Source organism: Pseudomonas sp. SK2 (assembly GCF_016772395.1).
Lineage (GTDB): Bacteria > Pseudomonadota > Gammaproteobacteria > Pseudomonadales > Pseudomonadaceae > Aquipseudomonas > Aquipseudomonas taiwanensis.
On record NZ_CP061944.1, the window covers coordinates 5,100,287 to 5,120,778 of the forward strand.

The following is a 20,492-nucleotide window of genomic DNA, read 5'->3' on the forward strand; positions in this document are numbered from 1 at the left end:
CCGCCTGCCCTTCGAGCCGCCGGCTCCCCGGCCACAGGACGCAAGGAATGTCGCAGATGCCTGACCGCCCCGAAACCTGGGCCATGCTGCTCGCCTGGATGGAGCAGCATCACCCACTCATTTATGCCGCCGTGCTCTCGGCACTGCTCGCCTCGGCCCGCTTCATCTACGCCGGCGGCAGCCTTCGCCGCGCCCTGGGCGAGGGCTTCATCTGCGGCCTCATCACCCTGGCAGTGAGCAACGGCCTGGCCCTGTTCGGCATCCCTGAACAGTTCGCCCCGTTCTTCGGCGGCGTGGTCGGCCTGCTCGGCGCCGACTTCGTGCGCTCCAGCCTCAAACGCATCGCTACCCGCAAGGCAGACCAGCTATGACCGAGACCCTCATCCACGGCAGCAAAGGGCTGGCCGTTCGCCGCCTGCAGGAACAGCTCAAGGCCAACGGCGCCAAGCTGTTCGTCGACGGCGACTACGGCGACGAAACCGAGAAGGCCGTCCGCGCCTATCAAGCCAAGATCGGCCTGGTGGTCGACGGCAAGGCCGGCGAGAAGACCCTAGCCGCTCTGGCCGGCGCCGACTGCAGCAAGCTGCTGCGCAATGCCACCCTCGTGGCCGCCGCGGCTCGGCTGGGTGTCGAGCTGGCCGCCATCTACGCCGTCAACGAGGTGGAGAGCAACGGCTCCGGCTTCCTGGGAACCGGCAAGCCGAAGATCCTTTTCGAGCGCCACGTCATGCACCAACGCCTGGCCCTGCCGCGCGCCGAAGGTGACGACCAGGCCGCCCTGCGCCGCCACGCCGAAGAACTCGCCGCCCAGTATCCCACCCTGGTCAACACCAAGCCCGGTGGCTACATCGGCGGCGCCGCGGAACACCAGCGCCTGGCCCAGGCCCGCATGATCGACGCGCTCTGCGCCAACGAGTCGGCCAGCTGGGGCGCCTTCCAGATCATGGGCTACCACGCCGAGCGCCTTGGCTACGCCAGCGTCGACGAGTTCGTCCGGCTCATGAGCCAGGACGAAAACCAGCACTTCGAGGCGTTCGTCCGCTTGATCGAGGCCGACCCGGCCCTGCTCAAGGCCCTCAAGGGTAAGAAGTGGGCAGCCTTCGCCAAGGCCTACAACGGCCCCAACTACGCGCGGAACCTCTACGACGTGAAGCTCGAACGCGCCTACGAGCTGCACGCCGGCTGCGGCTGCGGCAAGGAGGCGACATGAGCCTGATCGAGCACGCCCGCCGCCTGGAACTGCGCAACGGCGACGTCGTTTGCCTGCCAGCCGACACCACATACGAACAGGCCAGCGAGCTTGTGGCGGCCCTCGGCCCGGACGGCCTCAACATCCGCTGCCTGATCGTCCTGGGCGACGTCCATGCCCTGGATGAAGCCGCCATGAACGCCGCCGGCTGGTACCGCAAATGACCACCCTGCGCCAGGCCCTCTACGGCGCCGCCCTGCTGGGCGCCCTGGCCCTGCTACTGTGGGGCAACCACCAGCGCAGCGAGGCCGAGCAGGGGCGCAACGCCCTGGCCCAGGAGAAGCTGGCCAACGTCAACGCCCGCATCGAGCGCGACGCCACCACCATCACCACCCTGCGCACCGCCCTCGCAAGCGAACGCCAGGCCCAAGCCGCGCTGCAACAGACCGGCCAGGACCTGCGCCGCGAGCTGGACGTCCGCAAGCAACAGATCAAGGAGCTGAAACGTGAAAACGCCGAACTACGCGAGTGGGCTGCTACTCAGCTGCCTGCTGCTGCTCGCCGGCTGCGGCAGCGCCCCGCAATCACCGGAGCAGACGCTTATCGTGACTGGCTGTCCGGCCGTAACGCGCTGCACCCTGAGCGCGACTGATCCGGCCACCAACGGCGAGCTGCTCGACGACCAGGACATCACCGAGGCCGACTGGGCAGCCTGCGCCGCCAAGGTCGACATGGTCTATGAGTGCCAGCAGAAGGCAGCCAACCCGTGAACAAGCCCAATAGCCTCCGCGCGCAACTGCTCGCCGCCGTGCCCGAGCTGCACAAGAACCCCGACCGTCTGCTGGTGTTCATCGACAACGGCACCATCCGCAGCACCGCCGCCCACGGGCTGTCTTTTGAGTACAGCTACACGCTCAATGTCATCCTCACCGACTACGCCGGCCACCCGGACGCCGTCGCCATCCCCCTGCTCGCCTGGGTAGCCGTCAATCAGCACGAGCTGCTGGCCAACCTGGAGAAGGGCAAGACCGCCATCGCCTTCGAGGCGGACGTCCTGGACAACAGCAAGGTCGACCTCTCCATCAAGTTGCCACTCACCGAGCGGGTAATCGTCAAGAAGGAGGAAGGCGGCGCCCTGGTCGTGACCCATCCTGAAGAGCCCCAGCTGGAGCCATTCCTGGAGGCGGGCACCTGGCAGCTGTACGCCGAAGGAATGCTGCTGGCCGAGTGGCAGAGCACCGCCCAGGACGGCGGCGACATCGCAAGCTCGCATCCGGTGCGCCATGGCTGACGACCTGCGCGCCCTGGAAGATTGGGCCGGCGTTCTGCTGGCCAGGCTGGAGCCCGGTGCCCGCCGCCAGCTCAACCAGCAGATCGGCCGCGAGCTGCGCCGCAGCCAGCAGCAGCGCGTGGCCAGCCAGCGCAACCCGGACGGCACACCCTACGCCCCCCGCAAGCTGCGCGGTAAGGTGGGGCGCATCAAGCGACAGATGTTCACCAAGCTGCGCCAGGCCGCGCACCTCAAGCTGCGCAGCACCCCGGACGCCATCGCCATCAGCTTCATGGGCCGCGTAGCCCGCATCGCCCGCGTCCACCAGTACGGCCTGCGCGACCGCCCCGATCGCGGCCAGGCCGAGGTGCAGTACGAGCGCCGCGAGCTGCTCGGATTCACCGAGGCCGACCTGGAATTGATCCGCGACCAGCTCCTGGAACACCTCACCCGCTGACCTTGCCCTGTAGCGCCCCCCGCTACAGGCTCAGCACCGTGCGCCCTGCGCGCGCGAGCCGCAGCATCAGCGGCATGAACATCGCCGACCTCGCCCGCCTGCTCGAAAACATCGTCCGCTTCGGTACCGTCGAAGCGGTCCAGATGCAGCCGCCTCGCGTCCAGGTGAAAAGCGGCAAGATCACCACCGCCTGGCGCCCCTGGTTGAACCTGCGCGCCGGCGCCGACCGGGAGTGGGACCCGCCCACCATCGGCGAGCAGGTGGTGCTGCTCAGCCCGTCCGGCAATCTCGCCCAGGGCGTGGTGCTGACCGGCCTGTTCTCCGACCTGATCCCCGCCAACGGCGAGCGCGAAGGCCTCCACCGCCGCACCTACCGCGACGGCGCTGTCATCGAGTACGACAGCATCGCCCACCGCCTGGCCGCCATCCTGCCGGCCGGTGGCCAGGCAGAGCTACAGGCCACAGGCGGCATCACCATCCTCGGCGACGTGGACATCACCGGCCTGGTGACCGTCAGCGAAGACGTGATCGCCGCCGGCATCAGCTTGGTCAACCACCGTCATGGCGGCGTGCAGGCGGGTAGCGCAAATACCGGAGTGCCCACCGCATGATCGGCATGAACGCCAAGAACGGCCGCGCCGTGACCGACAGCCAGCACCTGGCGCAGTCCATCGCCGACGTGCTCACCACGCCCATCGGCAGCCGCATCATGCGCCGCGAATACGGCAGCCAACTGGCTGATCTGATCGACTGGCCGCTCAACAGCGCCACCCGCCTGCAGGCCTATGCCGCCACCGCCATGGCCCTGATGCGCTGGGAACCGCGCATCCGCCTCAGCCGCGTGCAGCTTAGTCTGGGCGACATCGCCGGCCAGGCCATTCTCGACCTGGAAGGCACCCTCACCGACAGCAACGCGCCGCTCAGCCTACGCGTGCCGCTCAGCCTGGGAGCCTCCGCATGACCACCACCTTCACCCCCATCGACCTCTCGCGCCTGCCCGCGCCAACCGTGGTGGAGCAGATCGACTACGAGGTGATCCTGGCCGAGCGCAAGGCCTACTTCATCAGCCTTTTCCCAGTCGAAAAGCAGGCTGAGGTTGCCGCCACGCTTGAGCTGGAGTCAGAACCAGTCACCAAGCTGCTCCAAGAGAACGCCTACCGCGAAATGGTCCTGCGTCAACGGGTCAATGAGGCTTCGCTCGCTGTGATGCTCAGCTCGGCCGTGGGCAACGACTTGGACCAACTCGCTGGCAACTTCAACGTCAAGCGCTTGGTCATCCAGCCAGCACAGCCGCAGGCGGTTCCACCGGTGCCCGAGGTGCTGGAGAGTGACAACGCCCTGCGCGAGCGGGCCCAGATGGCGTTCGAGGGGCTGAGCACCGCCGGGCCACGCAACTCGTACGTGTTCCATGCTCGAGCAGCCAACGGCCAGGTGGCTGATGCCACCGCCGAGAGTCCGTTCCCTGCTGAGGTGGTGGTCACGATTCAATCTGTCCTGGGCGAAGGTACAGCCGCTGAGGGACTGCTGGAGGCCGTCCGCGCCTACCTCAACGATGAGGATCGCCGGCCCGTGGCCGACCGCCTTACCGTCCAGGGGGCCCAGGTCCTGCCATATCAGGTGAACGCCAAGCTGTACCTCAAGACCCTGGGCCCCGAGGCGGAGCCTATCCTGGCGGCCGCTGAGCAGCAGTTGCAGGCCTTCGTCGCCCAGCGTCGCCGGCTGGGCATGCAGGTTTCCGAGTCCGCTATCCATGCTGCGCTTCACGTCGAGGGCGTGCGTAAGGTCGAGCTCCAGGGCTGGACAGATATCAACGCCACGCTCAGCCAGGCCCCCTACTGCACCGCCATCACGCTAACCCAGGGTACTGAGCCATGAGGCTGTTGCCCGGAAATGCCACGGAGCTGGAGCGCCAGGCCGCCGAGGCCCTTGCACAGATCGAGCGTGTGCCCGTGCCGATCCGCGACTTGATGAACCCAGATCGCTGCCCGACCGCCCTACTTCCGCTCCTGGCCTGGGCTTTCTCCGTGGACCGTTGGGACAGTCGATGGCCAGAGCCCGCCAAGCGCGGCGCGATCCGGTCGTCCTTCTACATCCACTCACGAAAGGGAACGATCGGCGCCCTTCGGCGTGTCGTCGAGCCCCTGGGCTACCTCATTGAAGTCGTCGAGTGGTTCCAGACCGAGCCCAAAGGTATACCGGGCACCTTTGCGATAAAGGTCGGGGTATCCGACGCGGGGATCAGCGAAGAGACGTACCAGGAACTTACGTGGCTCATCGATGACGCCCGCCCGGTAAGCCGTCACCTCACAGGCTTGGCCATCAGCCTCGAAGCGACAGGAGCCTTCCACATCGGAGCCAGCCTGTCCGACGGCGACGAGCTGGACATCTACCCCCCTGCCCTGCGCGACATCGATGTCACCGGATCGATCGGTCGGGGCGGCCGCGAACACACAACTGACACAATGGATATCGCACATGGTTGATCAGAACTCGCAGTTCTACGCCATCCTCACCAACGTGGGGGCAGCAAAGCAGGCCAATGCGGATGCCCTGGGCATTCCATGGAAAATCACCCAGTTGGGCGTGGGGGATGCCAACGGCCTCGACCCAACGCCAAACGCCAGCCAGATCAGCCTGATCAACGAGTGGCGTCGCGCGCCATTGAATCAGCTCAAGGTTGACGACAAGGACAGCTCGATCATCGTTGCCGAGCAAGTCATACCTGCCGAAATTGGGGGGCGCTGGATTCGCGAGATCGCGCTCTATGACGCCGACGGCGACATGGTCGCGGTGGCCAACTGCCCGCCGACTTATAAACCGCTGCTCAACCAAGGTTCTGGCCGCACCCAAGTGGTGCGCATGAACCTCATCGTCAGCAGCTCCAGCAATGTGCAGCTCAAGATTGACCCAAGCGTGGTGCTCGCCACGCGCGAGTGGGTCACCGACGAGCTGGCCAAGCAGGACTTCAAGCACTCGGTGCTGGCCGCTACCACGGCTCCAATCACCCTGAGCGGCCTGCAGACGGTTGACGGCGTGGCGCTGACAGCTGGTGCGCGGGTGCTGGTGAAAAACCAAGCCGCCGCCAAGGACAATGGGTTGTATCAGGTCGTGGCGGGTGGCGCCTGGACGCGCTGCAGTGACGCCGATATCAGCGCCGAGGTAAGCCCTGGCCTGCTGGTTCTGGTGGAGCGCGGCACGCTCAATGCCGACAGCGCCTGGCAGCTGACAACCGACGGGCCGATCACCTTGGGCGTAACTGCCCTGACGTTCGAAATGGCCTTTGGCCGCACGGGCGTAGCCGCGGGCACTTATCGCAGCGTACAGGTGGACGCCTATGGCCGGGTGGTTGCGGCGACCAACCCGACCACGGTTGCGGGTTATGGCCTGACCGACGTCTATACCAAGACGCAGATTGATCAGGCCCTGGCGCTTAAGGCGGCGCTGGAAAGTCCGACTTTCTCGGGCGCGGTGAAAGTGCCAACGCTGCCTGTCGCGACCAATAACGAACAGGCAGCAAGCACGGCGTTTGTGAAGTTAGTAGTGTCGGCTCTCGTAGGATCATCGCCGGCGACTTTGGACACGCTGAACGAGTTAGCAGCAGCGCTCGGAAACGATCCGAACTTCGCCGCCACGATGGCCGAGGAACTGGGCAAAAAAGCGAATAAAGCCACCACGCTGGGCGGCTATGGAATTCTAGATTCGATTCCCTGTTTTGCCTCAGCACCGAGCGATATCGCCGCGATCTTGAACAGCTCAGTGAATTACCAGAATCCCTCGGGCGGACATCAGAACGGTTTAGGGACGGCGGCGGGGTGCGTGCTGACGATTAGTCAGCCCGGAGCGGCAGGCTTCCAGCTGTATGGGCGTGACGATAACTTGCTTTATCGCGGGCACACCGCCAACGCTTATGGGGCAGTACGCACCATCTACCATTCAGGCAACTTCAACCCTGCCGGTAAGGCAGACAAGTCCACGACCCTAGCCGGCTATGGCATTGTCGATGCTCTGCAGGTTAAGCCCAACTTTGTCAGTCGCCAGCTGCCGACCCTCGCTGCACCTTCTGCCGGCTTAACAGCTGCAGATGCTGCAATGGTCTTGCGCGAGGCGCAGGAAGTTGGGGCGGCGCAAAGTGGTGATGAATATGCACCAGCAATCGGCTTCTACTGGTTAAACAAGAAGGTCGGACGGTTGATCATGGATTCCCTAGGTGCCCTCAAGTGGCAAGGGAATCCACTGCTGACCGGCACTATTGCAACCCAGGCTGAAACCGAACAGGGCCTGAGCGATACGGCTGTAGTGACCCCAAAACGGCTGCGCCTAGGGTTTGCCGCGAGCTGGACCTCGAATGGCTACCTGATCCTGCCGAGCTGGCTTGGCGGTTTCGTCTTTCAGTGGGGAACGGTGCCCGCATCGCCCACGGGCGGATCGCAGAAAAACTTTGTGATTCCTTTCCCGACGAAGTTCTTGTGCATGGTCGGCTCGCCGTGGGGAAACCTGTCCTCAACCTTTGAGTCTGCCGAGTTCTGGGGTGCAACAGAATCAACGTTTTTCAGTGCCAACCTTGCTGGCCAGACTAACTCTTACTTCGCCATTGGGTACTGATCATGAAAAGGCTTTACAGCAGGAGCACTGGGTTTTGCTATTTGCAGGGCATTCATCAAGGAATACCCGGCGATGCTGTGGAAATATCGGATGATCGATTCGTAACAGTGATCGGAAACCCTGATCCAGGCAAGGTGCGGAGTCATGACGAGGACGGCCTGCCGATCCTCGTCGACCCGCCAGCACTTTCTGAAATTCAGCTGGTAGCGAAGGAACGCGCATGGCGTGATGCAGAGCTGGCTAGCGTTCAATGGATACGCGACCGACACAGGGACGAACAGGACCTAGGAGGTCCCACAACGCTGAGCGACGAACGGTTCATCGAGTTTCTGACCTACTTACAGGCACTGCGCGATTGGCCTGCTGCTGCATCCTTCCCAGACAGCGCAGCACGCCCCACGGCACCGATATGGGTGGCGGAAGAAATCCAGTAGTCAGCGCCCCGCCAGCCGGGGCTTATTTATTGTCCATGCTGTAACGCCATCCGCTACAGGACCACTCGCTCGCCCCGCTTGCGCGCGCGCGTCACCCTCAAGGCTCACTGAATCGGCACCACGCCCACCAGGAGCTGCCCAATGGCCACCGACTACCACCACGGCGTCCGGGTCCTCGAAATTAACGAGGGCTCCCGCCCAATCCGCACTATGGCCACCTCCGTGGTGGGCATGGTTTGCACCGGCAGTGATGCCGATGCCGCCACCTTCCCACTCAACAAGCCCGTTCTGCTGACCGACGTGCTCACCGCTTCCGGCAAGGCCGGCGAGCTTGGCACGCTGGCCCGAAGCTTGGATGCCATCGCCGACCAGGCCAGCCCCGTCACTGTCGTGGTGCGCGTGGCCGATGGCGAAGGCGTCGACGATGCCGCGAAAGAAGCTGACCAGGTCAGAAAGATCATCGGCGGCGTTACCGCCGACGGTCAGTACACCGGCATGAAGGCATTGCTCGCTGCCGAGGCCCAGCTCGGCGTCAAGCCGCGCATCCTCGGCGTGCCGGGCCTCGACTCGTTGCCGGTCACCACCGAGCTGGTGGCGATCGCCGAGAAGCTGCGCGCCTTCGCCTATGCCAGCGCCTACGGTTGCGAGACCGTCAGCGAAGCCATCGCCTACCGCGCCGGCTTCGGCGCCCGCGAGCTGATGCTCATCTGGCCGGACTTCGTCTCCTGGGACACCGTCGCCAACGCCAACGCGCCGGCCAATGCCGTGGCCCGTGCCCTGGGCCTGCGCGCCAAGCTCGACGAGCAGGTCGGCTGGCACAAGACGCTCTCCAACGTGCCGGTCAACGGCGTATCGGGCCTGTCGAAGGACATCTACTTCGACCTGCAGAACCCCGCCACCGACGCCGGCCTGCTCAACGCCGACGAGGTCACCACCCTGATCCGCCGCGACGGCTTCCGCTTCTGGGGCTCCCGCACCTGCAGCGCTGACCCGCTGTTTGCCTTCGAGAACTACACCCGCTCGGCGCAGGTGCTGGCGGACACCATGGCCGAGGCGCACTTCTGGGCGGTGGACAAGCCCATGCACCCCTCCCTGGTGCGCGACATCGTCGAGGGCATCAACGCCAAGTTCCGCGAGCTGGTGCGCAACGGTTACCTGATCGGCGGCGAGTGCTGGTACGACGAGGCGGCCAACGACGCCACCACCCTCAAGGCCGGCAAGCTGTACCTGGACTACGACTACACCCCGGTGCCGCCGCTGGAAAACCTGCTGCTGCGCCAGCGTATCACCGACCGCTACCTGGTCGACTTCGCCGCCGCCGTCAACGCCTGACCCCCACTCACCCGCGCGGCCCAGGCCGCGCCGTAGGAGCGCCCGACCATGGCCCTGCCCAAGAAGCTCAAGCACCTCAACCTGTTCAACGACGGCAACAGCTACCTCGGCGTCGCCAAGTCCCTCACCCTGCCGGTTCTCGCCCGCAAGCTGGAGGCCTACCGCGGCGGCGGCATGGATGGCCCGGTCAAGGTCGACCTCGGCCACAGCGACGACGGCCTGCAGCTGGAGTGGACGCTCGGCGGCTGGGATCTGATCGCCGTGCGCCAGTTCGGCGCTACCAAGGTCGACGGCGTACAGCTGCGCTTCACCGGATCGGTGCAGCGTGACGACACCAGCGAAGTCAGCGCCGTGGAGATCGTCGCCCGCGGGCGGCATGAGGAGATCGACTTCGGCGACGCCGAGCCAGGCGAAGACACCGAGCACAAGATCACCACCGCCCTGACCTACTACAAGCTCAGCGTCGACGGCGAAGTCCTGGTCGAGATCGACCTGCTCAACTTTGTCTACACCGTCAACGGCGTTGACCTGCTCGCCGAGCACCGCAAGGCGCTGGGCATCTAACCCAACCCGCCGCCGGCCTGCGCTGGCGGCTTTCCACCCCCAAGGAGCAAACCCATGGCAACCCCCGAGACTACCGACAAGGCCCAGGACCCCAACGAGGCCGTCATCAAGCTCGACACCCCCATCAAGCGCGGCGAGACCACCCACGACACCGTCACCCTGCGCAAGCCCATGAGCGGCGAGCTGCGCGGCGTGACCCTAGTCGACCTGGTGCAGATGGACGTGCTGGCCCTGCGCAAGGTGCTGCCGCGTATCAGCACCCCCAGCCTCACCGACCATGAGATCGGCACCATGGACCCGGCCGACCTGATGGCCTGCGGCGTCGCGGTGTCCGGTTTTTTGCTGCAGAAGTCGGCGAAGGAAGCTGCCCTCGTTGCGTAGAAGACGCCATGGCCGACCTGGCCATGGTCTTTCACTGGGCGCCGGCGGACATGGACCCGCTCGCCCTTTCTGATCTGATCGAATGGCGGGAGCGGGCCAGAACACGCTGGGAGCAAAGCTATGGCCAATGACTTGAAGATGGAGGTCATCCTCCAGGCCATTGACCGAGCCACCCGCCCCATCCGCGCCATCACCCAGGGGAGCGTCGGCCTCGGCCGCGCCCTCAAGGAATCTCGCGACCAGCTCAAGACGCTGCAGGAACAGCAGCGCGACGTCAGCAGCTGGCGCACGCTGCGCGCTGCCAGCGAGCAGACCGAAACCGCCCTGCAGGCTGCCCGCGATCGCGTGAAGGCCCTCGGCCAGGATCTGGCCGCCGCCGGCGTGCCCACCCGGCAGATGACGCGCGACCTCAAGGGCGCCATCCGCGAAGCCACCGCCCTCAAGAAGCAGCACCAGGAGCAGCAGGTACAGCTCCAGGGGCTGCGCAGCAAGCTCGGTGCTGCCGGCATCAGCACGCGCAACCTCAGCCAGCACGAACGCGAACTGCGCCAACGCATCGAGCAGACCAACAAGACCATCATCGAGCAGGGCCGGCGCATGCAGCGCCTGACCGCGCAGACCAAGCAGCTGGCGTTGGCCCGGACTCAATATGACAAGAGCCAGCAGCTCGCCGGCAGCATGGCGGGCGTCGGCGCAGGCTCGGCCGCCGCAGGGGCAGCCATGGGCATGCCGGTGCTGAGCACCGTCCAGAGCTACATGAGCTTCGAGGACGCCATGGCCGGCGTCGCCAAGCAGGTGGCGGGAGCACGCGACGACAACGGGCAGCTCACCAGCACATACTTCGAGATGGCAGACGCCATCAAGGCCATGGCCCAGCGCATCCCCATGGCCACCACCGAGATCGCCGCCCTGGTAGAAGGCGCGGCGCGCATGGGCGTGAACGGCAAGGACAACTTGCTGGCATTCGCCGAGGTGGCCGCCAACGCCGCCACCGCGTTCGAGCTGCCGGCCGACCAGATCGGCGAGAACCTCGCGCGCATTGCCGATCTGTACAAGGTCCCGATCAAAAACGTCAGCCAGCTGGGCGACGCCATCAACTACCTGGATGACAACGCCAAATCGAAGGGTGCTGACATCATCGACGTTCTGCAGCGCACCGCAGGCGTCGCTGCCTCGGTAGGCATGAGCTACAAGGATGCCGCCGCACTGGGCTCCACCTTCCTCACCTTGGGCGCCACTGCTGAGGTTGCCGGCACGGCCACCAATGCGATGATCCGCGAGCTGGCCATTGCCACTCAGCAGCCGACCAGGTTCCAGTCCGGTCTCAAAGCGCTGGGCCTCGAAGCCAAGGCACTGCAAAACGGCATGGCCGAGAATGCCACTGGCACGTTGCAGCAGGTGCTGGACGCCATCAACAAACTGCCCAAAGCCGAGCAGCTCGGTGTCACCACCCAGCTTTTCGGCAAGGAGTTCGGTGATGACGCCGCGAAACTGGCCCAGAACATTGGCGAATACCGCCGCCAGCTGGAGCTGGCCAACTCCGTCGCAGGTGCGGGCTCCATGCAGCGCGAAGCGGATATTCGCGCCGCTCTGGTGTCGGCGCGCCTGGAAATGGCCAAGAACCGCGCCTTCAATCTCTCGGCGACTCTGGGCGAGACGCTTCGTCCGACACTGGTGGAGCTGTTTGAAAGCTTCAACAACGTGGTCAGCCGCGTGAATGACTGGGTCAAGGCCAACCCAGTACTAGCCGGGCAGATCCTCAAGACGGTAGCCGGCGTTTCCGCGCTGGCGGCCAGTTTCGGTGCCGTCACCCTGGGCATGGCCAGCTTCCTTGGGCCGTTCGCCATGGCCCGCTACGCGCTGACCCTGTTCGGCATCAAAAGCGCAAGCTTGGGTAGCGTTCTGTTCAACCTGGGCAAGGTCACGCTGCCGATCGTAGGCAAGGCCATTCTGTTCATTGGGCGAGCGCTGATGATGAACCCAATCGCCCTGGCGGTGACCGCCATCGCCGGCGCGGCCTACCTGATCTACAAGAACTGGGAGCCGATCAAGGCCTTCTTCCTCGGCCTGTGGGCCGAGATCAAGCAGGGCTTCGCCGGCGGCCTTACTGGCATTGCCACGCTGATCCTCAACTTCTCCCCGCTTGGCCTGTTCTACCGGGCCTTCGCCGCGGTGATGGACTACTTCGGCGTCGATATGCCGGCCAAGTTCTCCGACTTCGGCGGCATGCTCCTGGACGGCCTAGTCAACGGCATCAAGAACAAGCTCGGCGCAGTGAAGGACGCCATCAGCAGCGTCGGCGACAGCACCGTCGGCTGGTTCAAGGAGAAGCTGGGCATCCACTCCCCGTCGCGCGTGTTCGCCGAGCTGGGCAGCTTCACCATGCAGGGACTCGAGCAGGGGCTGGTGGGCGGCCAGGGCGGCCCGCTGGGCGCTGTCACGGCCATGACCAAGCAGCTAGCCGCGGCGGGTGCAGTCACCTTCGGGCTGTCTGGTCCGGCGATCGCCATGGACAACCGCCCGCCGCTCTCGCCGGTACCGGCTGCAAGCGCGCGGGCCGCAGCGGCGCCGCTGCCCCCGGTGACCGTCAACGTCTACCCATCCGCCGGCATGAATGAGCAGCAACTGGCACAGCTGGTCGGCCAAAAAGTGGCCGAGGCCATGCGCGCCAACCAGATCCGCAACCGCAGCTCGCTGAGCGACCAGGAGTAACGCCTTATGATGATGGCCCTCGGCATGTTCGTATTCAGCCTGGAGACCCTGGCCTACCAGGAGTTCCAGCGCCAGACGGACTGGCGGCATGGCTCAACCAGCCGCATCGGCACCACCCCCGCGCGGCAGTACATGGGACGCGGCGAAGACAGCATCACACTGCCCGGCGTGCTGCTGCCCGGTCTGGCCGGCAGCCCGCTGAGCCTCGACACCCTGCGCATGATGGCTGACACCGGCAAGGCCTGGCCCCTGGTACAGGGCGACGGCCGCATCTTCGGTCTGTGGGTGATCGAGTCGCTCAGCGAGACGCGCACGCTGTTCTTCCGTGACGGCGCCGCCCGCCGCATCGAGTTCAACCTCAAGCTGGCCCGTATCGACGACGGGCGTGTCGACCTGCTCGGCAGCCTCACCGGCAGCGTCGGCGGAATCCTGCGGGGGGTACTATGAACGTGCTCGAGCAAGCCGGCGCGCTACTGGGCGAGGCGGCAAACCGCTACCGCGAGGCCACGTCCTACCCGCGGCCGATCTGCCGCGTGATGGTCAACGGCCGCGACATCACCCTCGATATCGAGCAGCGCCTGGTCAGCATCGAACTGACCGACAACCGCGGCATGGAGGCGGACCAGCTCGACATCACCCTCAGCGACCACGACGGGCTGCTGGCCATCCCGCCCCGGGGCGCCACCGTGCGGCTGTGGCTGGGCTGGAGTGATAGCGGCCTGGTGGACAAGGGCAGCTACACCGTGGACGAGACCGAGCACAGCGGCGCGCCGGACGTGCTCAACATCCGCGCCCGCAGCGCGGACTTGCGCGGCGGCCTCAAGGTCAAGCGCGAGCGCTCCTGGAACGACACCACCCTCGGCACCGTGGTCGGAGCCATCGCGGCAGCCCACAACCTAGCACCGGTGATCAGCCCGCTGCTGGCCGCGATCGAGCTGCTGCACCTGGACCAGGCCAACGAGAGCGACGCCAACCTGCTCAGCCGCCTGGGCCTGCAACACGACGCCATCAGCACCGTTAAGGCCGGGCGGCTGCTATTCATGCCGGCCGGCAAAAGCGCCACCGCCAGCGGGCTGGCCCTGCCCCACGTCACCCTCACCAGGGCCGACGGCGACCAGCACCGCTTCCTGCAGGCCGACCGCGACAGCTACACCGGCGTCAAGGCCTACTACTACGAGGTCAACAGCGCCGAGAAGAAGGAGGCCATCGCCGGCGGCGGCGACAACCTCAAGGAGCTGCGCCACAGCTACACCGACCAGGCCAGCGCCCTACGTGCGGCCAGAGCCGAGTGGAACCGCCTGCAGCGCGGTACCGCCACGCTCAGCTACATGCTGGCCAAGGGGCGCCCGGAGCTGACCCCCGACCAGACCTACAGCCTGCTCGGCATCAAGGCCGAGATCGCGGCCATCGTCTGGCTGGGCGGCAACCTGCGCCACAGCTTCACGCCGGAGAGCTACACCACCAGCCTGGAGCTAGAGTCCAAACTGCCCGACGGCGACGACGTGGATCTGCTGGCCGACAATGACGGCGACCACACCGGCGTCGTCGCCTGGTACCGCGACGAGAAGACGGGGGAGCAGAAGCAGATCACTGCGGGCGACCAGACCAAGCCCAAGCGGCTGACGCACCTCTACGCCAGCAAGGCCAACGCCCAGCGGGCTGTGGATCGGGAGTGGAAGCGGCTGCAGGTGCAGCAGGCATGAGAAAAGGCGCCCAAGGGCGCCTTCCTTGTATTCCTTCGCTCAGGTCGGGGGCCGTTGATGGGCGATCGCCATCGCCTTGATGAATCGCAGCATGCTTGCCTGGTCCTCCTTTGCCAGGCGTCGGTACCACCGGAGCAGATAGCGCTCGTTGCGGCTCAGATAACCACGTGGCTGGGAGCATTCTTGAGCACTACTACTGACCGACTGGCGACTCGACAACATGCGCGAACTCCATACGCTAATACTGTATAGACATACAGTATACGGGCGCTTTCTCTTTGCCAACACGGACTGTTGTCGGAAACAGAAAGCCCGGCGCTTGGCCGGGCTTTGATCGCACCAGGAGGAGGTCTAGCCTTTGAAGGAGACGACTGCGCCGCTGGCCTGGAGCGCCTGCAGCAGCGCTTTCTGCCCTTCGTCCTTGAAGTAGAGATCCTCGAAGTCCTTGCGCCAGTTGTCGAGCTGGATGGTGCCAGCACGCTCCGGCACTACCAGTTCCGAAAGCTGCTGCGCATTGATCAGCGACTTGACGGCCTGCAGGGCCTGCTCGCGCGTGGTGCTGATGGTCAAGCGCGGCTTATCCAGCAACCGGGTGGAGTGCGGATTGAAGGTGGTCTCGTTAGGCACGCTGGTCACGGCCACCACCCCAGCGTCGGTATGGATGAGGGTGCGGAAAACCCCGTACAGAGCGGCGCGCCGCACTTCACGCTCGATGTTCTCCTGCAAGTCTCCGGGCATAACGGTCGGGGCGAACTGCACCTTCAGCGGCTCGCTGGACTCCAGGACGAAGGTGCCGTTCTCCGCCGAGTAATCGCCGAAATCCTCGATCATTAGGTCCACCGAGGCGAAGTGCATCGGCGCCAGGGCCTCAGTCTGTACGGCGGCGGCCGGCTTGGGACTGGCTTGCAGGGAGTCGCCACAGCCGGCGACGGTGATGATGGAGGCACTGAGCAGCGCCTGGCCGAAAGCCTTTCGCATCCGTTCGATTCCTTGTTCAGCAGAAGTTATGTAGTGGTGTTCTTCATGAGCACCAGCCCAGCGGTGAGCCGGGTGACTGCGTCCCTGTCCTTGGCAGGCAACGAGCGGAATTGCTCAAGCACTTGCGCCTCTTCGGGGGACAGACCGGCAGGGTCTTGCGAGATGCGGCTGCCCGTCAGGATGTAGTGGACGTCCACGTCCATCCCTTGTAGCGCGCAAAGGTAACGAATGTCAGGAGAGCTGGACTCCAGCTCGTAGGCTTTTTGGGTACCTCGGCTCACTCCTGCGGCCACGCCGAAATCCGTCTGGTTCAAGCCCAAACGATCTCGCTCCTCTCTTAGGCGCTCGCCTATCCCTGATGCGATGAGCATTTTTTTGATCAATACCAGTTGACTTGACCATTTTTCTGGCCAAGAATCCTTTTCGTCGAACACGATTAAACACGGAATAACACTATGCACGGCACTTTGTCCCCCGAGCAAGCCCGCGCGGTGCTTGACCGCAAGGGCATCTCCATTGCCGATTTCTGCCGCCAGCATGGCTTGAACAGAAATCTGGTCAGCGATCTGCTCAACGGCCGCAAGAAAGGCCGTCGCGGTGAAGCCCACCGAGCGGCTGTTCTGCTCGGTATCAAAGATGGCGAGGTATCACGGTAATGCGGTCCGCCAAGGGAGAAAACGAGAAGATGAAGCGGGCAATCCTCGATAGCCGCCGCAAGGTCGCCATGGCCATCGTCGGAGCTTTCCCAGGAGGTCGCGAGTGCGCTGCCACCTTCCTGGGGCTTGACCTCAAGCGCTTCGACAACCAGCTCTACGAGAGCAACGGCCACCGCCCTCTCAGCGATGAACAGCTGCAGCAGCTGGAGCAGGTCAACGGCACCCACTACCTGGCGGACTACATTGCCGGCCTTTACAACGGCCTGTTCACTGCTCTGCCCGATGCCTCCGAGTTGGACAATGTGGAGCTCTACCACCTGGCCCTGGCGGCTGACGTAAAGGAAGGCCAGCTCAACCAGACCATCTCTGACGCGATCGTCGACGGCATCGACAACCAGGAGTTGGCCCAGATCCTCCAGGTACATCGCCAGCACCTGGCCGCGCTGCACACCGAGGTACTCGCCGTCATCGCCCTGCACAGGAAGGCCAAACCATGAGCACGATGAACAATGGCGGTTACAAGTGCCTGTGCCCTGCCTGCGGCAGCCGCATGCGCATCCGCAACAGCGAGTCGCAGACGCCCATCTTTAAGACCATGTATGCCCAGTGCACAAACTTTGCCTGCGGCGCGACCTTCTCCGGATCGCTCACCTGGGACTATGCGCTAAGCCCCAGCGGCCTGGAAAAGCCGCGGGTGGCGCTGCCGCTCGCGCCTTCCGTGCAACGGATGCAGGCCCTGCGCGACAGCCAGCCGAAAACTGACCAACTCGATCTGCTCGACCACATGGGGGCAACCGCATGAATACCGCCAACCAGCAGCACCCGGAAGCGGGCCAGGACTATCGCAGCGCCATGCAGGCCGCGGCCTATGCCTTCCTCGAGCGCCACCAGGCCGAACACCTCACAGACGAGCAAAGCCTGTTCAGCCGTGCAGTGCAGCACCTGCACCAGACGCTGGACGTCCCCAAAGCGCTGGCAGAGAACCTGGTGGTCAAGGCCTATGGCGAGCTGCGCTCAGCTGACTGCCGCATGCACCTCGACATCAGCACCAGTACCGGCCACACGGCCGTCATCACTGACCCGGCCAGCGGCCTGACTTTCGCCGTGCCGGTGGCTCTGATCGTCCGTCACCTGATCGCCAACCCCGCCCGGCGCACCCTGCGCCAAGTCGGTTAATCCCTAGCCCCTAAAGCCCATGCCCGCTGCTGCGGGTTTGGGGAAGTTGCACCCGAAAACCGAGGACGCCGCCATGCCAGAAGCCGTCGCCATCCAGTTGGACATGCCGAAGCCCGTGGCCGAGGCCCTGCTCAGCAGCCTGCGCTGCGAGCTGCGCCGTGGCCTGACCGAGCATTGGTACGACGATCGCTATCGTGCCGTGCCGGAGTTCCAGCGCAGCCGCCGCATCCTCGACGACTACCCGGCCCTCGCCGGCCACAAACGCACCATTGGCGCGCTGAAAGCCGCCCTCGGCGCCAACGAGTAAGGCCAGCCACACCATGCAGATGAAAGAATCACTACGGGCCGAGGTGCTCCGGCGCATTGAGCGAGACTTCGAGCTCAAGCACATGACCGGCACAAACTACATGCGCAAGGGCAAGTGCCCGGCGCACAGCTGCGGCAAGAAGACCCTGTACACCTTTCACGACTCGCCGTGGATGCTGATCTGCGGGCGCCCGGAGAAGTGTGGCCACCGTGTCCACGTCAAGGAGCTGTATGACGACCTGTTCAACGACTGGAGCAAGACCGCCCCGGCCACGGCTGAAAACCCCACCGCAACGGCCCGCGCCTACCTGGAGTTTGCCCGGGGCTTCCGCCTTGACCTAATCCAGGGCTGGTTTACCCAGGAGAACTACTGGAGCCGCGACATCAACGCCGGCAGCGCGACCGTGCGCTTCCCGTTGGAGAAGGGCGGTTATTGGGAACGGCTGATCGACCGCCCGGAGCGCTTCGGCAAGCAGAAAGCCCGCTTCAAGCCGGGCGAGAGCTACAAGGGCGTCTGGTGGTGTCCGCCGAGCGTGGATCTGCTAGAGGTCGACGAGCTGTGGGTCGTGGAGGGAATCTTCGACGCGATCGCTCTGCTGCACCACGACACCGCCGCCGTGTCGATGATGTCCAGCGCGCCATTCCCGACCGAGTCCCTGCAGGCGCTAATCAAGCTGCGCACCGAGACAGGCAAGCGCCTGCCGCGCCTGGTCTGGGCGCTAGATAACGAGCCGGTAGCCAGGGCCAATATGCGCCGCTGGGCGAAAGAAGCACGCGAGCTGGGCTTCACCTGCAAGGCGGCGGTCATCCCGCAGCGCGGCGGCAAGAAGACCGACTGGAACGACCTGCATCAGCGCTGGGCCTTCATCGAGAGCGCCGACGACCGCGCCAAACGCATCGACCAAGACCTCAAGGAGGCACGCCACGAGGGTGACCTGCTGCTGGCGGAAAGCGCCGAGGAGAAAGGTCTGCTCATATATGACTGGGCGCCCAAAGCCGAGTTTTCCTTCTCGTTCAAGAGCCGCCTGTACTGGTTCAGGTTCGACCTGGAGAAGTACGACCGCACCATGCGCGACCTAGAGGAGTCGGAGCGCATCGAGGACCAGCAGCTCAACGACAAGCAGCGCCGCGAGAAGGCTCTGCGCCAGAGCGGCTCGGTCGTGCGCATCGCTAACTGCTGCTTCCAGGCGTTGTACTACATGCGCAACGAGCTGACCGATGAGGCCTGGTACTACTTCCGCGTCGAGCGCCCGGACGGCCCGGCCATCAAGAGCACATTCAGCGCTGCGCAGCTGTCCTCGGCGCCGGAGTTCAAGAAGCGCCTACTCAACGTGGCCAACGGCGCCATGTACACCGGCAGCCCGCTGCAGCTTGAGCGCATGCTCGAACCGCAGCTCGATCGGCTTAAAACCGTGAACACCATCGACTGGATCGGCTATAGCCGCGAGCACGGTGCCTATGTCTTCAACGACCTGGCCATCGCCGGCGGCAAGGTCTACAAGCTCAACGAGGAGGACTTCTTCGACGTCGGTGCGCTGAGCATCAAGTCGCAGAGCCAGTCGCCGGTGCTGCAGGTCAATACCGACATCAGCGCCTACGATGAAAGCTGGTTCGACGTGTTCTGGCGCTGCTTCGGCGCCCGCGGCGTGGTGGTACTGGCCTGGTGGCTGGGCGCCCTGACGGTGGAGCAAATCCGGCAGGTTCAGAAGTCTTTCCCCTTCCTGGAGCTGGTCGGCGAGCCCGGCGCGGGCAAGTCCACCATCGTGGAGCTGTTTTGGAAGCTGGTCGGACGGATGGAGTACGAGGGCTTCGACCCGTCCAAGGCCACCCCGGCCAGCCGCGCGCGCAACTTCGCCCAGGTGGGCAACCTGCCGGTGGTGCTGATCGAGTCCGAGCGCGAGCAGCAGGACGGCGCGCCGGTGAAGCACTACGACTGGGACGAACTCAAGACCGCCTACAACGGCCGCAGCGTCCGCTCCACCGGTGTGAAGAACAACGGCAACGACACCCGCGAACCGCCATTCCGCGGCGCCCTGCTGATCGCTCAGAACAACCCGGTCAAAGCGTCCGAGCCGATCCTGCAGCGGATCTGCCACGTCCACCTCACCAGCGAGAACCACACGCCGCAGACCAAGCAGCTGGCCGAGCAGCTGGAGCGCTGGCCGATCGAGAGCGTGAGCGGCTTCCTGGTCAAGGCGCTGCAGCGCGAGCAGGAAATTGTGCAGACCGTCACCGAGCGCACCTCTGGCTACGAGCAGGAGCTGCTGGCTCGCCCGGGCATCCGCACTGTGCGGATCGCCAAGAACCACGCTCAGCTGCTCAGCCTGGTGGACGCGCTGGCTCTGGTCGTGCCGCTCGGCGAGGAGCGCGTTGCCCTGGTGCACCAGGAAGTCGCCCGCATGGCCGAGGAACGCCAGCAGGCCATCAACGCCGACCACCCGACCGTGCGCGAGTTTTGGGACCTATTCGAGTTCCTCAACGGCATGGACGACGACGGAGCGCTCAACCACTCCCGGCGGCAGGGCTATATCGCCGTGAACCTCAACGAGTTCGTGGAGATGGCGGCCAACAAGCGGCAGCAAGTGCCGCCGCTAAGCGAGCTCAAGCGCCTGCTCAAGACCAGCAAGTCCCCGAAGTTCGTGGAATCCAACAAGGCCATCAATTCCGCGCGGCAGACCGATGCGTTCAACCGCGCCAAGACCGTCCGCTGCTGGCTGTTCCAGCAGTGACGA

Annotated in this window: 28 protein-coding genes; 26 read left to right on the forward strand and 2 right to left on the reverse strand. The window is 64.9% G+C overall.

From position 1 onward, the window contains the following. The first annotated feature begins 56 nt into the window (after nucleotides 1-56). The 20 genes from IF103_RS23070 to IF103_RS23165 all read left to right on the forward strand — a co-directional run bounded on the left by IF103_RS23070 (nucleotide 57) and on the right by IF103_RS23165 (nucleotide 14,644). On the forward strand, nucleotides 57-371 hold the full coding sequence (locus tag IF103_RS23070) for a phage holin, lambda family (protein WP_202675703.1): 315 nt from the start codon (nucleotides 57-59) through the stop codon (nucleotides 369-371). Then, nucleotides 368-1,210 carry an N-acetylmuramidase domain-containing protein gene (locus IF103_RS23075; protein ID WP_202675704.1) on the forward strand — a complete coding sequence of 281 codons (843 nt, stop codon included), beginning with the start codon at nucleotides 368-370 and terminating at the stop codon, nucleotides 1,208-1,210. The genes IF103_RS23070 and IF103_RS23075 overlap by 4 nt, the downstream gene beginning before the upstream one ends. Continuing rightward, nucleotides 1,207-1,413, forward strand: coding sequence for a hypothetical protein (locus tag IF103_RS23080; protein ID WP_044727277.1), 207 nt, complete (start codon nucleotides 1,207-1,209; stop codon nucleotides 1,411-1,413). Before IF103_RS23075 ends, IF103_RS23080 begins: the two co-directional genes overlap by 4 nt. Next, the gene (gene lysB / locus IF103_RS25045) at nucleotides 1,410-1,841 is read left to right on the forward strand and encodes an Rz-like lysis system protein LysB (RefSeq protein ID WP_202675705.1); all 432 of its coding nucleotides are present in this window, start codon (nucleotides 1,410-1,412) and stop codon (nucleotides 1,839-1,841) included. The genes IF103_RS23080 and lysB overlap by 4 nt, the downstream gene beginning before the upstream one ends. Then, a complete protein-coding gene (gene lysC, locus IF103_RS24830; protein WP_502709920.1) occupies nucleotides 1,744-1,959 on the forward strand; it encodes an Rz1-like lysis system protein LysC in 216 nt (71 codons plus the stop codon). The genes lysB and lysC overlap by 98 nt, the downstream gene beginning before the upstream one ends. After that, nucleotides 1,956-2,480: a phage tail protein gene (locus IF103_RS23095; protein ID WP_202675706.1), complete on the forward strand. Its 525-nt coding sequence runs from the start codon at nucleotides 1,956-1,958 to the stop codon at nucleotides 2,478-2,480. The genes lysC and IF103_RS23095 overlap by 4 nt, the downstream gene beginning before the upstream one ends. Beyond that, nucleotides 2,473-2,916 carry a phage virion morphogenesis protein gene (locus tag IF103_RS23100; RefSeq protein ID WP_202675707.1) on the forward strand — a complete coding sequence of 148 codons (444 nt, stop codon included), beginning with the start codon at nucleotides 2,473-2,475 and terminating at the stop codon, nucleotides 2,914-2,916. Before IF103_RS23095 ends, IF103_RS23100 begins: the two co-directional genes overlap by 8 nt. Before the next feature lie 74 nt (nucleotides 2,917-2,990). After that, complete coding sequence (locus tag IF103_RS23105) at nucleotides 2,991-3,527, forward strand: phage baseplate assembly protein V (RefSeq protein ID WP_202676188.1); 537 nt, start codon at nucleotides 2,991-2,993, stop codon at nucleotides 3,525-3,527. Beyond that, a complete protein-coding gene (locus IF103_RS23110) occupies nucleotides 3,524-3,877 on the forward strand; it encodes a GPW/gp25 family protein (RefSeq protein WP_202675708.1) in 354 nt (117 codons plus the stop codon). Before IF103_RS23105 ends, IF103_RS23110 begins: the two co-directional genes overlap by 4 nt. Continuing rightward, nucleotides 3,874-4,791: a baseplate J/gp47 family protein gene (locus IF103_RS23115; RefSeq protein ID WP_202675709.1), complete on the forward strand. Its 918-nt coding sequence runs from the start codon at nucleotides 3,874-3,876 to the stop codon at nucleotides 4,789-4,791. The genes IF103_RS23110 and IF103_RS23115 overlap by 4 nt, the downstream gene beginning before the upstream one ends. After that, entirely contained in the window at nucleotides 4,788-5,399 is a 612-nt protein-coding gene (locus tag IF103_RS23120; RefSeq protein WP_202675710.1) for a phage tail protein I, read from the forward strand. The genes IF103_RS23115 and IF103_RS23120 overlap by 4 nt, the downstream gene beginning before the upstream one ends. Beyond that, the gene (locus IF103_RS25540) at nucleotides 5,392-7,518 is read left to right on the forward strand and encodes a phage tail protein (RefSeq protein ID WP_202675711.1); all 2,127 of its coding nucleotides are present in this window, start codon (nucleotides 5,392-5,394) and stop codon (nucleotides 7,516-7,518) included. Before IF103_RS23120 ends, IF103_RS25540 begins: the two co-directional genes overlap by 8 nt. A gap of 2 nt (nucleotides 7,519-7,520) precedes the next feature. After that, nucleotides 7,521-7,952, forward strand: a complete 432-nt coding sequence (locus IF103_RS23130; protein WP_202675712.1) for a phage tail assembly chaperone — start codon at nucleotides 7,521-7,523, stop codon at nucleotides 7,950-7,952. Between the two features lie 141 nt (nucleotides 7,953-8,093). Then, nucleotides 8,094-9,284: a phage tail sheath protein gene (locus IF103_RS23135; protein ID WP_202675713.1), complete on the forward strand. Its 1,191-nt coding sequence runs from the start codon at nucleotides 8,094-8,096 to the stop codon at nucleotides 9,282-9,284. A gap of 48 nt (nucleotides 9,285-9,332) precedes the next feature. Continuing rightward, the gene (locus tag IF103_RS23140) at nucleotides 9,333-9,848 is read left to right on the forward strand and encodes a phage major tail tube protein (protein ID WP_202675714.1); all 516 of its coding nucleotides are present in this window, start codon (nucleotides 9,333-9,335) and stop codon (nucleotides 9,846-9,848) included. Between the two features lie 54 nt (nucleotides 9,849-9,902). Next, the gene (locus tag IF103_RS23145; protein ID WP_202675715.1) at nucleotides 9,903-10,229 is read left to right on the forward strand and encodes a phage tail assembly protein; all 327 of its coding nucleotides are present in this window, start codon (nucleotides 9,903-9,905) and stop codon (nucleotides 10,227-10,229) included. An 8-nt stretch (nucleotides 10,230-10,237) separates the two neighbouring features. Beyond that, complete coding sequence (locus IF103_RS23150) at nucleotides 10,238-10,360, forward strand: GpE family phage tail protein (RefSeq protein ID WP_073657391.1); 123 nt, start codon at nucleotides 10,238-10,240, stop codon at nucleotides 10,358-10,360. Continuing rightward, the gene (locus IF103_RS23155) at nucleotides 10,350-12,941 is read left to right on the forward strand and encodes a phage tail tape measure protein (RefSeq protein ID WP_202675716.1); all 2,592 of its coding nucleotides are present in this window, start codon (nucleotides 10,350-10,352) and stop codon (nucleotides 12,939-12,941) included. The genes IF103_RS23150 and IF103_RS23155 overlap by 11 nt, the downstream gene beginning before the upstream one ends. A 6-nt stretch (nucleotides 12,942-12,947) precedes the next feature. Continuing rightward, the gene (locus tag IF103_RS23160) at nucleotides 12,948-13,388 is read left to right on the forward strand and encodes a phage tail protein (protein ID WP_202675717.1); all 441 of its coding nucleotides are present in this window, start codon (nucleotides 12,948-12,950) and stop codon (nucleotides 13,386-13,388) included. Further along, a complete protein-coding gene (locus tag IF103_RS23165) occupies nucleotides 13,385-14,644 on the forward strand; it encodes a phage late control D family protein (RefSeq protein WP_202675718.1) in 1,260 nt (419 codons plus the stop codon). The genes IF103_RS23160 and IF103_RS23165 overlap by 4 nt, the downstream gene beginning before the upstream one ends. A gap of 351 nt (nucleotides 14,645-14,995) precedes the next feature. Here IF103_RS23165 and IF103_RS23170 read toward each other — a convergent pair whose 3' ends face one another. Then, nucleotides 14,996-15,622 (reverse strand): hypothetical protein, encoded by a 627-nt coding sequence (locus IF103_RS23170; protein WP_202675719.1) that lies wholly within the window; start codon nucleotides 15,620-15,622, stop codon nucleotides 14,996-14,998. Nucleotides 15,623-15,648: 26 nt separating this feature from the next. After that, on the reverse strand, nucleotides 15,649-16,056 hold the full coding sequence (locus IF103_RS23175; protein WP_502709910.1) for a helix-turn-helix domain-containing protein: 408 nt from the start codon (nucleotides 16,054-16,056) through the stop codon (nucleotides 15,649-15,651). 21 nt (nucleotides 16,057-16,077) lie between these two features. Here IF103_RS23175 and IF103_RS23180 point away from each other — a divergent pair, with 21 nt between their 5' ends. The 6 genes from IF103_RS23180 (at nucleotide 16,078) to IF103_RS23205 (ending at nucleotide 20,489) form a co-directional block, all read left to right on the forward strand. Further along, a complete protein-coding gene (locus IF103_RS23180) occupies nucleotides 16,078-16,278 on the forward strand; it encodes a DNA-binding protein (RefSeq protein ID WP_175361916.1) in 201 nt (66 codons plus the stop codon). Continuing rightward, on the forward strand, nucleotides 16,278-16,775 hold the full coding sequence (locus IF103_RS23185; protein WP_252189420.1) for a YmfL family putative regulatory protein: 498 nt from the start codon (nucleotides 16,278-16,280) through the stop codon (nucleotides 16,773-16,775). The genes IF103_RS23180 and IF103_RS23185 overlap by 1 nt, the downstream gene beginning before the upstream one ends. Then, a complete protein-coding gene (locus tag IF103_RS23190) occupies nucleotides 16,772-17,080 on the forward strand; it encodes an Ogr/Delta-like zinc finger protein (RefSeq protein ID WP_202675721.1) in 309 nt (102 codons plus the stop codon). The genes IF103_RS23185 and IF103_RS23190 overlap by 4 nt, the downstream gene beginning before the upstream one ends. Further along, nucleotides 17,077-17,454, forward strand: coding sequence for a hypothetical protein (locus IF103_RS23195; RefSeq protein ID WP_252189421.1), 378 nt, complete (start codon nucleotides 17,077-17,079; stop codon nucleotides 17,452-17,454). The genes IF103_RS23190 and IF103_RS23195 overlap by 4 nt, the downstream gene beginning before the upstream one ends. Nucleotides 17,455-17,527: 73 nt before the next feature. Further along, entirely contained in the window at nucleotides 17,528-17,761 is a 234-nt protein-coding gene (locus IF103_RS23200) for a hypothetical protein (RefSeq protein ID WP_044727295.1), read from the forward strand. 19 nt (nucleotides 17,762-17,780) lie between these two features. Further along, nucleotides 17,781-20,489 carry a toprim domain-containing protein gene (locus IF103_RS23205; RefSeq protein WP_202676191.1) on the forward strand — a complete coding sequence of 903 codons (2,709 nt, stop codon included), beginning with the start codon at nucleotides 17,781-17,783 and terminating at the stop codon, nucleotides 20,487-20,489. Nucleotides 20,490-20,492 lie beyond the last annotated feature (3 nt).

What these genes read in the sequence shown, in the direction of transcription:
- IF103_RS25540 (WP_202675711.1), top strand. Translation starts at nt 5,392, where the DNA reads ATGGTTGATCAGAACTCGCAGTTCTACGCCATCCTCACCAACGTGGGG.
- IF103_RS23110 (WP_202675708.1), top strand. Translation starts at nt 3,524, where the DNA reads ATGATCGGCATGAACGCCAAGAACGGCCGCGCCGTGACCGACAGCCAG.
- IF103_RS23205 (WP_202676191.1), top strand. Translation starts at nt 17,781, where the DNA reads ATGAAAGAATCACTACGGGCCGAGGTGCTCCGGCGCATTGAGCGAGAC.
- IF103_RS23120 (WP_202675710.1), top strand. Translation starts at nt 4,788, where the DNA reads ATGAGGCTGTTGCCCGGAAATGCCACGGAGCTGGAGCGCCAGGCCGCC.
- IF103_RS23170 (WP_202675719.1), bottom strand. Translation starts at nt 15,622, where the DNA reads ATGCGAAAGGCTTTCGGCCAGGCGCTGCTCAGTGCCTCCATCATCACC.
- IF103_RS23105 (WP_202676188.1), top strand. Translation starts at nt 2,991, where the DNA reads ATGAACATCGCCGACCTCGCCCGCCTGCTCGAAAACATCGTCCGCTTC.
- IF103_RS23100 (WP_202675707.1), top strand. Translation starts at nt 2,473, where the DNA reads ATGGCTGACGACCTGCGCGCCCTGGAAGATTGGGCCGGCGTTCTGCTG.
- IF103_RS23135 (WP_202675713.1), top strand. Translation starts at nt 8,094, where the DNA reads ATGGCCACCGACTACCACCACGGCGTCCGGGTCCTCGAAATTAACGAG.
- IF103_RS23165 (WP_202675718.1), top strand. Translation starts at nt 13,385, where the DNA reads ATGAACGTGCTCGAGCAAGCCGGCGCGCTACTGGGCGAGGCGGCAAAC.
- IF103_RS23075 (WP_202675704.1), top strand. Translation starts at nt 368, where the DNA reads ATGACCGAGACCCTCATCCACGGCAGCAAAGGGCTGGCCGTTCGCCGC.
- IF103_RS23195 (WP_252189421.1), top strand. Translation starts at nt 17,077, where the DNA reads ATGAATACCGCCAACCAGCAGCACCCGGAAGCGGGCCAGGACTATCGC.
- lysB (WP_202675705.1), top strand. Translation starts at nt 1,410, where the DNA reads ATGACCACCCTGCGCCAGGCCCTCTACGGCGCCGCCCTGCTGGGCGCC.
- IF103_RS23150 (WP_073657391.1), top strand. Translation starts at nt 10,238, where the DNA reads ATGGCCGACCTGGCCATGGTCTTTCACTGGGCGCCGGCGGACATGGAC.
- IF103_RS23200 (WP_044727295.1), top strand. Translation starts at nt 17,528, where the DNA reads ATGCCAGAAGCCGTCGCCATCCAGTTGGACATGCCGAAGCCCGTGGCC.
- IF103_RS23190 (WP_202675721.1), top strand. Translation starts at nt 16,772, where the DNA reads ATGAGCACGATGAACAATGGCGGTTACAAGTGCCTGTGCCCTGCCTGC.
- IF103_RS23180 (WP_175361916.1), top strand. Translation starts at nt 16,078, where the DNA reads ATGCACGGCACTTTGTCCCCCGAGCAAGCCCGCGCGGTGCTTGACCGC.
- IF103_RS23185 (WP_252189420.1), top strand. Translation starts at nt 16,278, where the DNA reads ATGCGGTCCGCCAAGGGAGAAAACGAGAAGATGAAGCGGGCAATCCTC.
- IF103_RS23070 (WP_202675703.1), top strand. Translation starts at nt 57, where the DNA reads ATGCCTGACCGCCCCGAAACCTGGGCCATGCTGCTCGCCTGGATGGAG.
- IF103_RS23080 (WP_044727277.1), top strand. Translation starts at nt 1,207, where the DNA reads ATGAGCCTGATCGAGCACGCCCGCCGCCTGGAACTGCGCAACGGCGAC.
- IF103_RS23130 (WP_202675712.1), top strand. Translation starts at nt 7,521, where the DNA reads ATGAAAAGGCTTTACAGCAGGAGCACTGGGTTTTGCTATTTGCAGGGC.
- IF103_RS23155 (WP_202675716.1), top strand. Translation starts at nt 10,350, where the DNA reads ATGGCCAATGACTTGAAGATGGAGGTCATCCTCCAGGCCATTGACCGA.
- IF103_RS23160 (WP_202675717.1), top strand. Translation starts at nt 12,948, where the DNA reads ATGATGATGGCCCTCGGCATGTTCGTATTCAGCCTGGAGACCCTGGCC.
- IF103_RS23145 (WP_202675715.1), top strand. Translation starts at nt 9,903, where the DNA reads ATGGCAACCCCCGAGACTACCGACAAGGCCCAGGACCCCAACGAGGCC.
- IF103_RS23140 (WP_202675714.1), top strand. Translation starts at nt 9,333, where the DNA reads ATGGCCCTGCCCAAGAAGCTCAAGCACCTCAACCTGTTCAACGACGGC.
- IF103_RS23115 (WP_202675709.1), top strand. Translation starts at nt 3,874, where the DNA reads ATGACCACCACCTTCACCCCCATCGACCTCTCGCGCCTGCCCGCGCCA.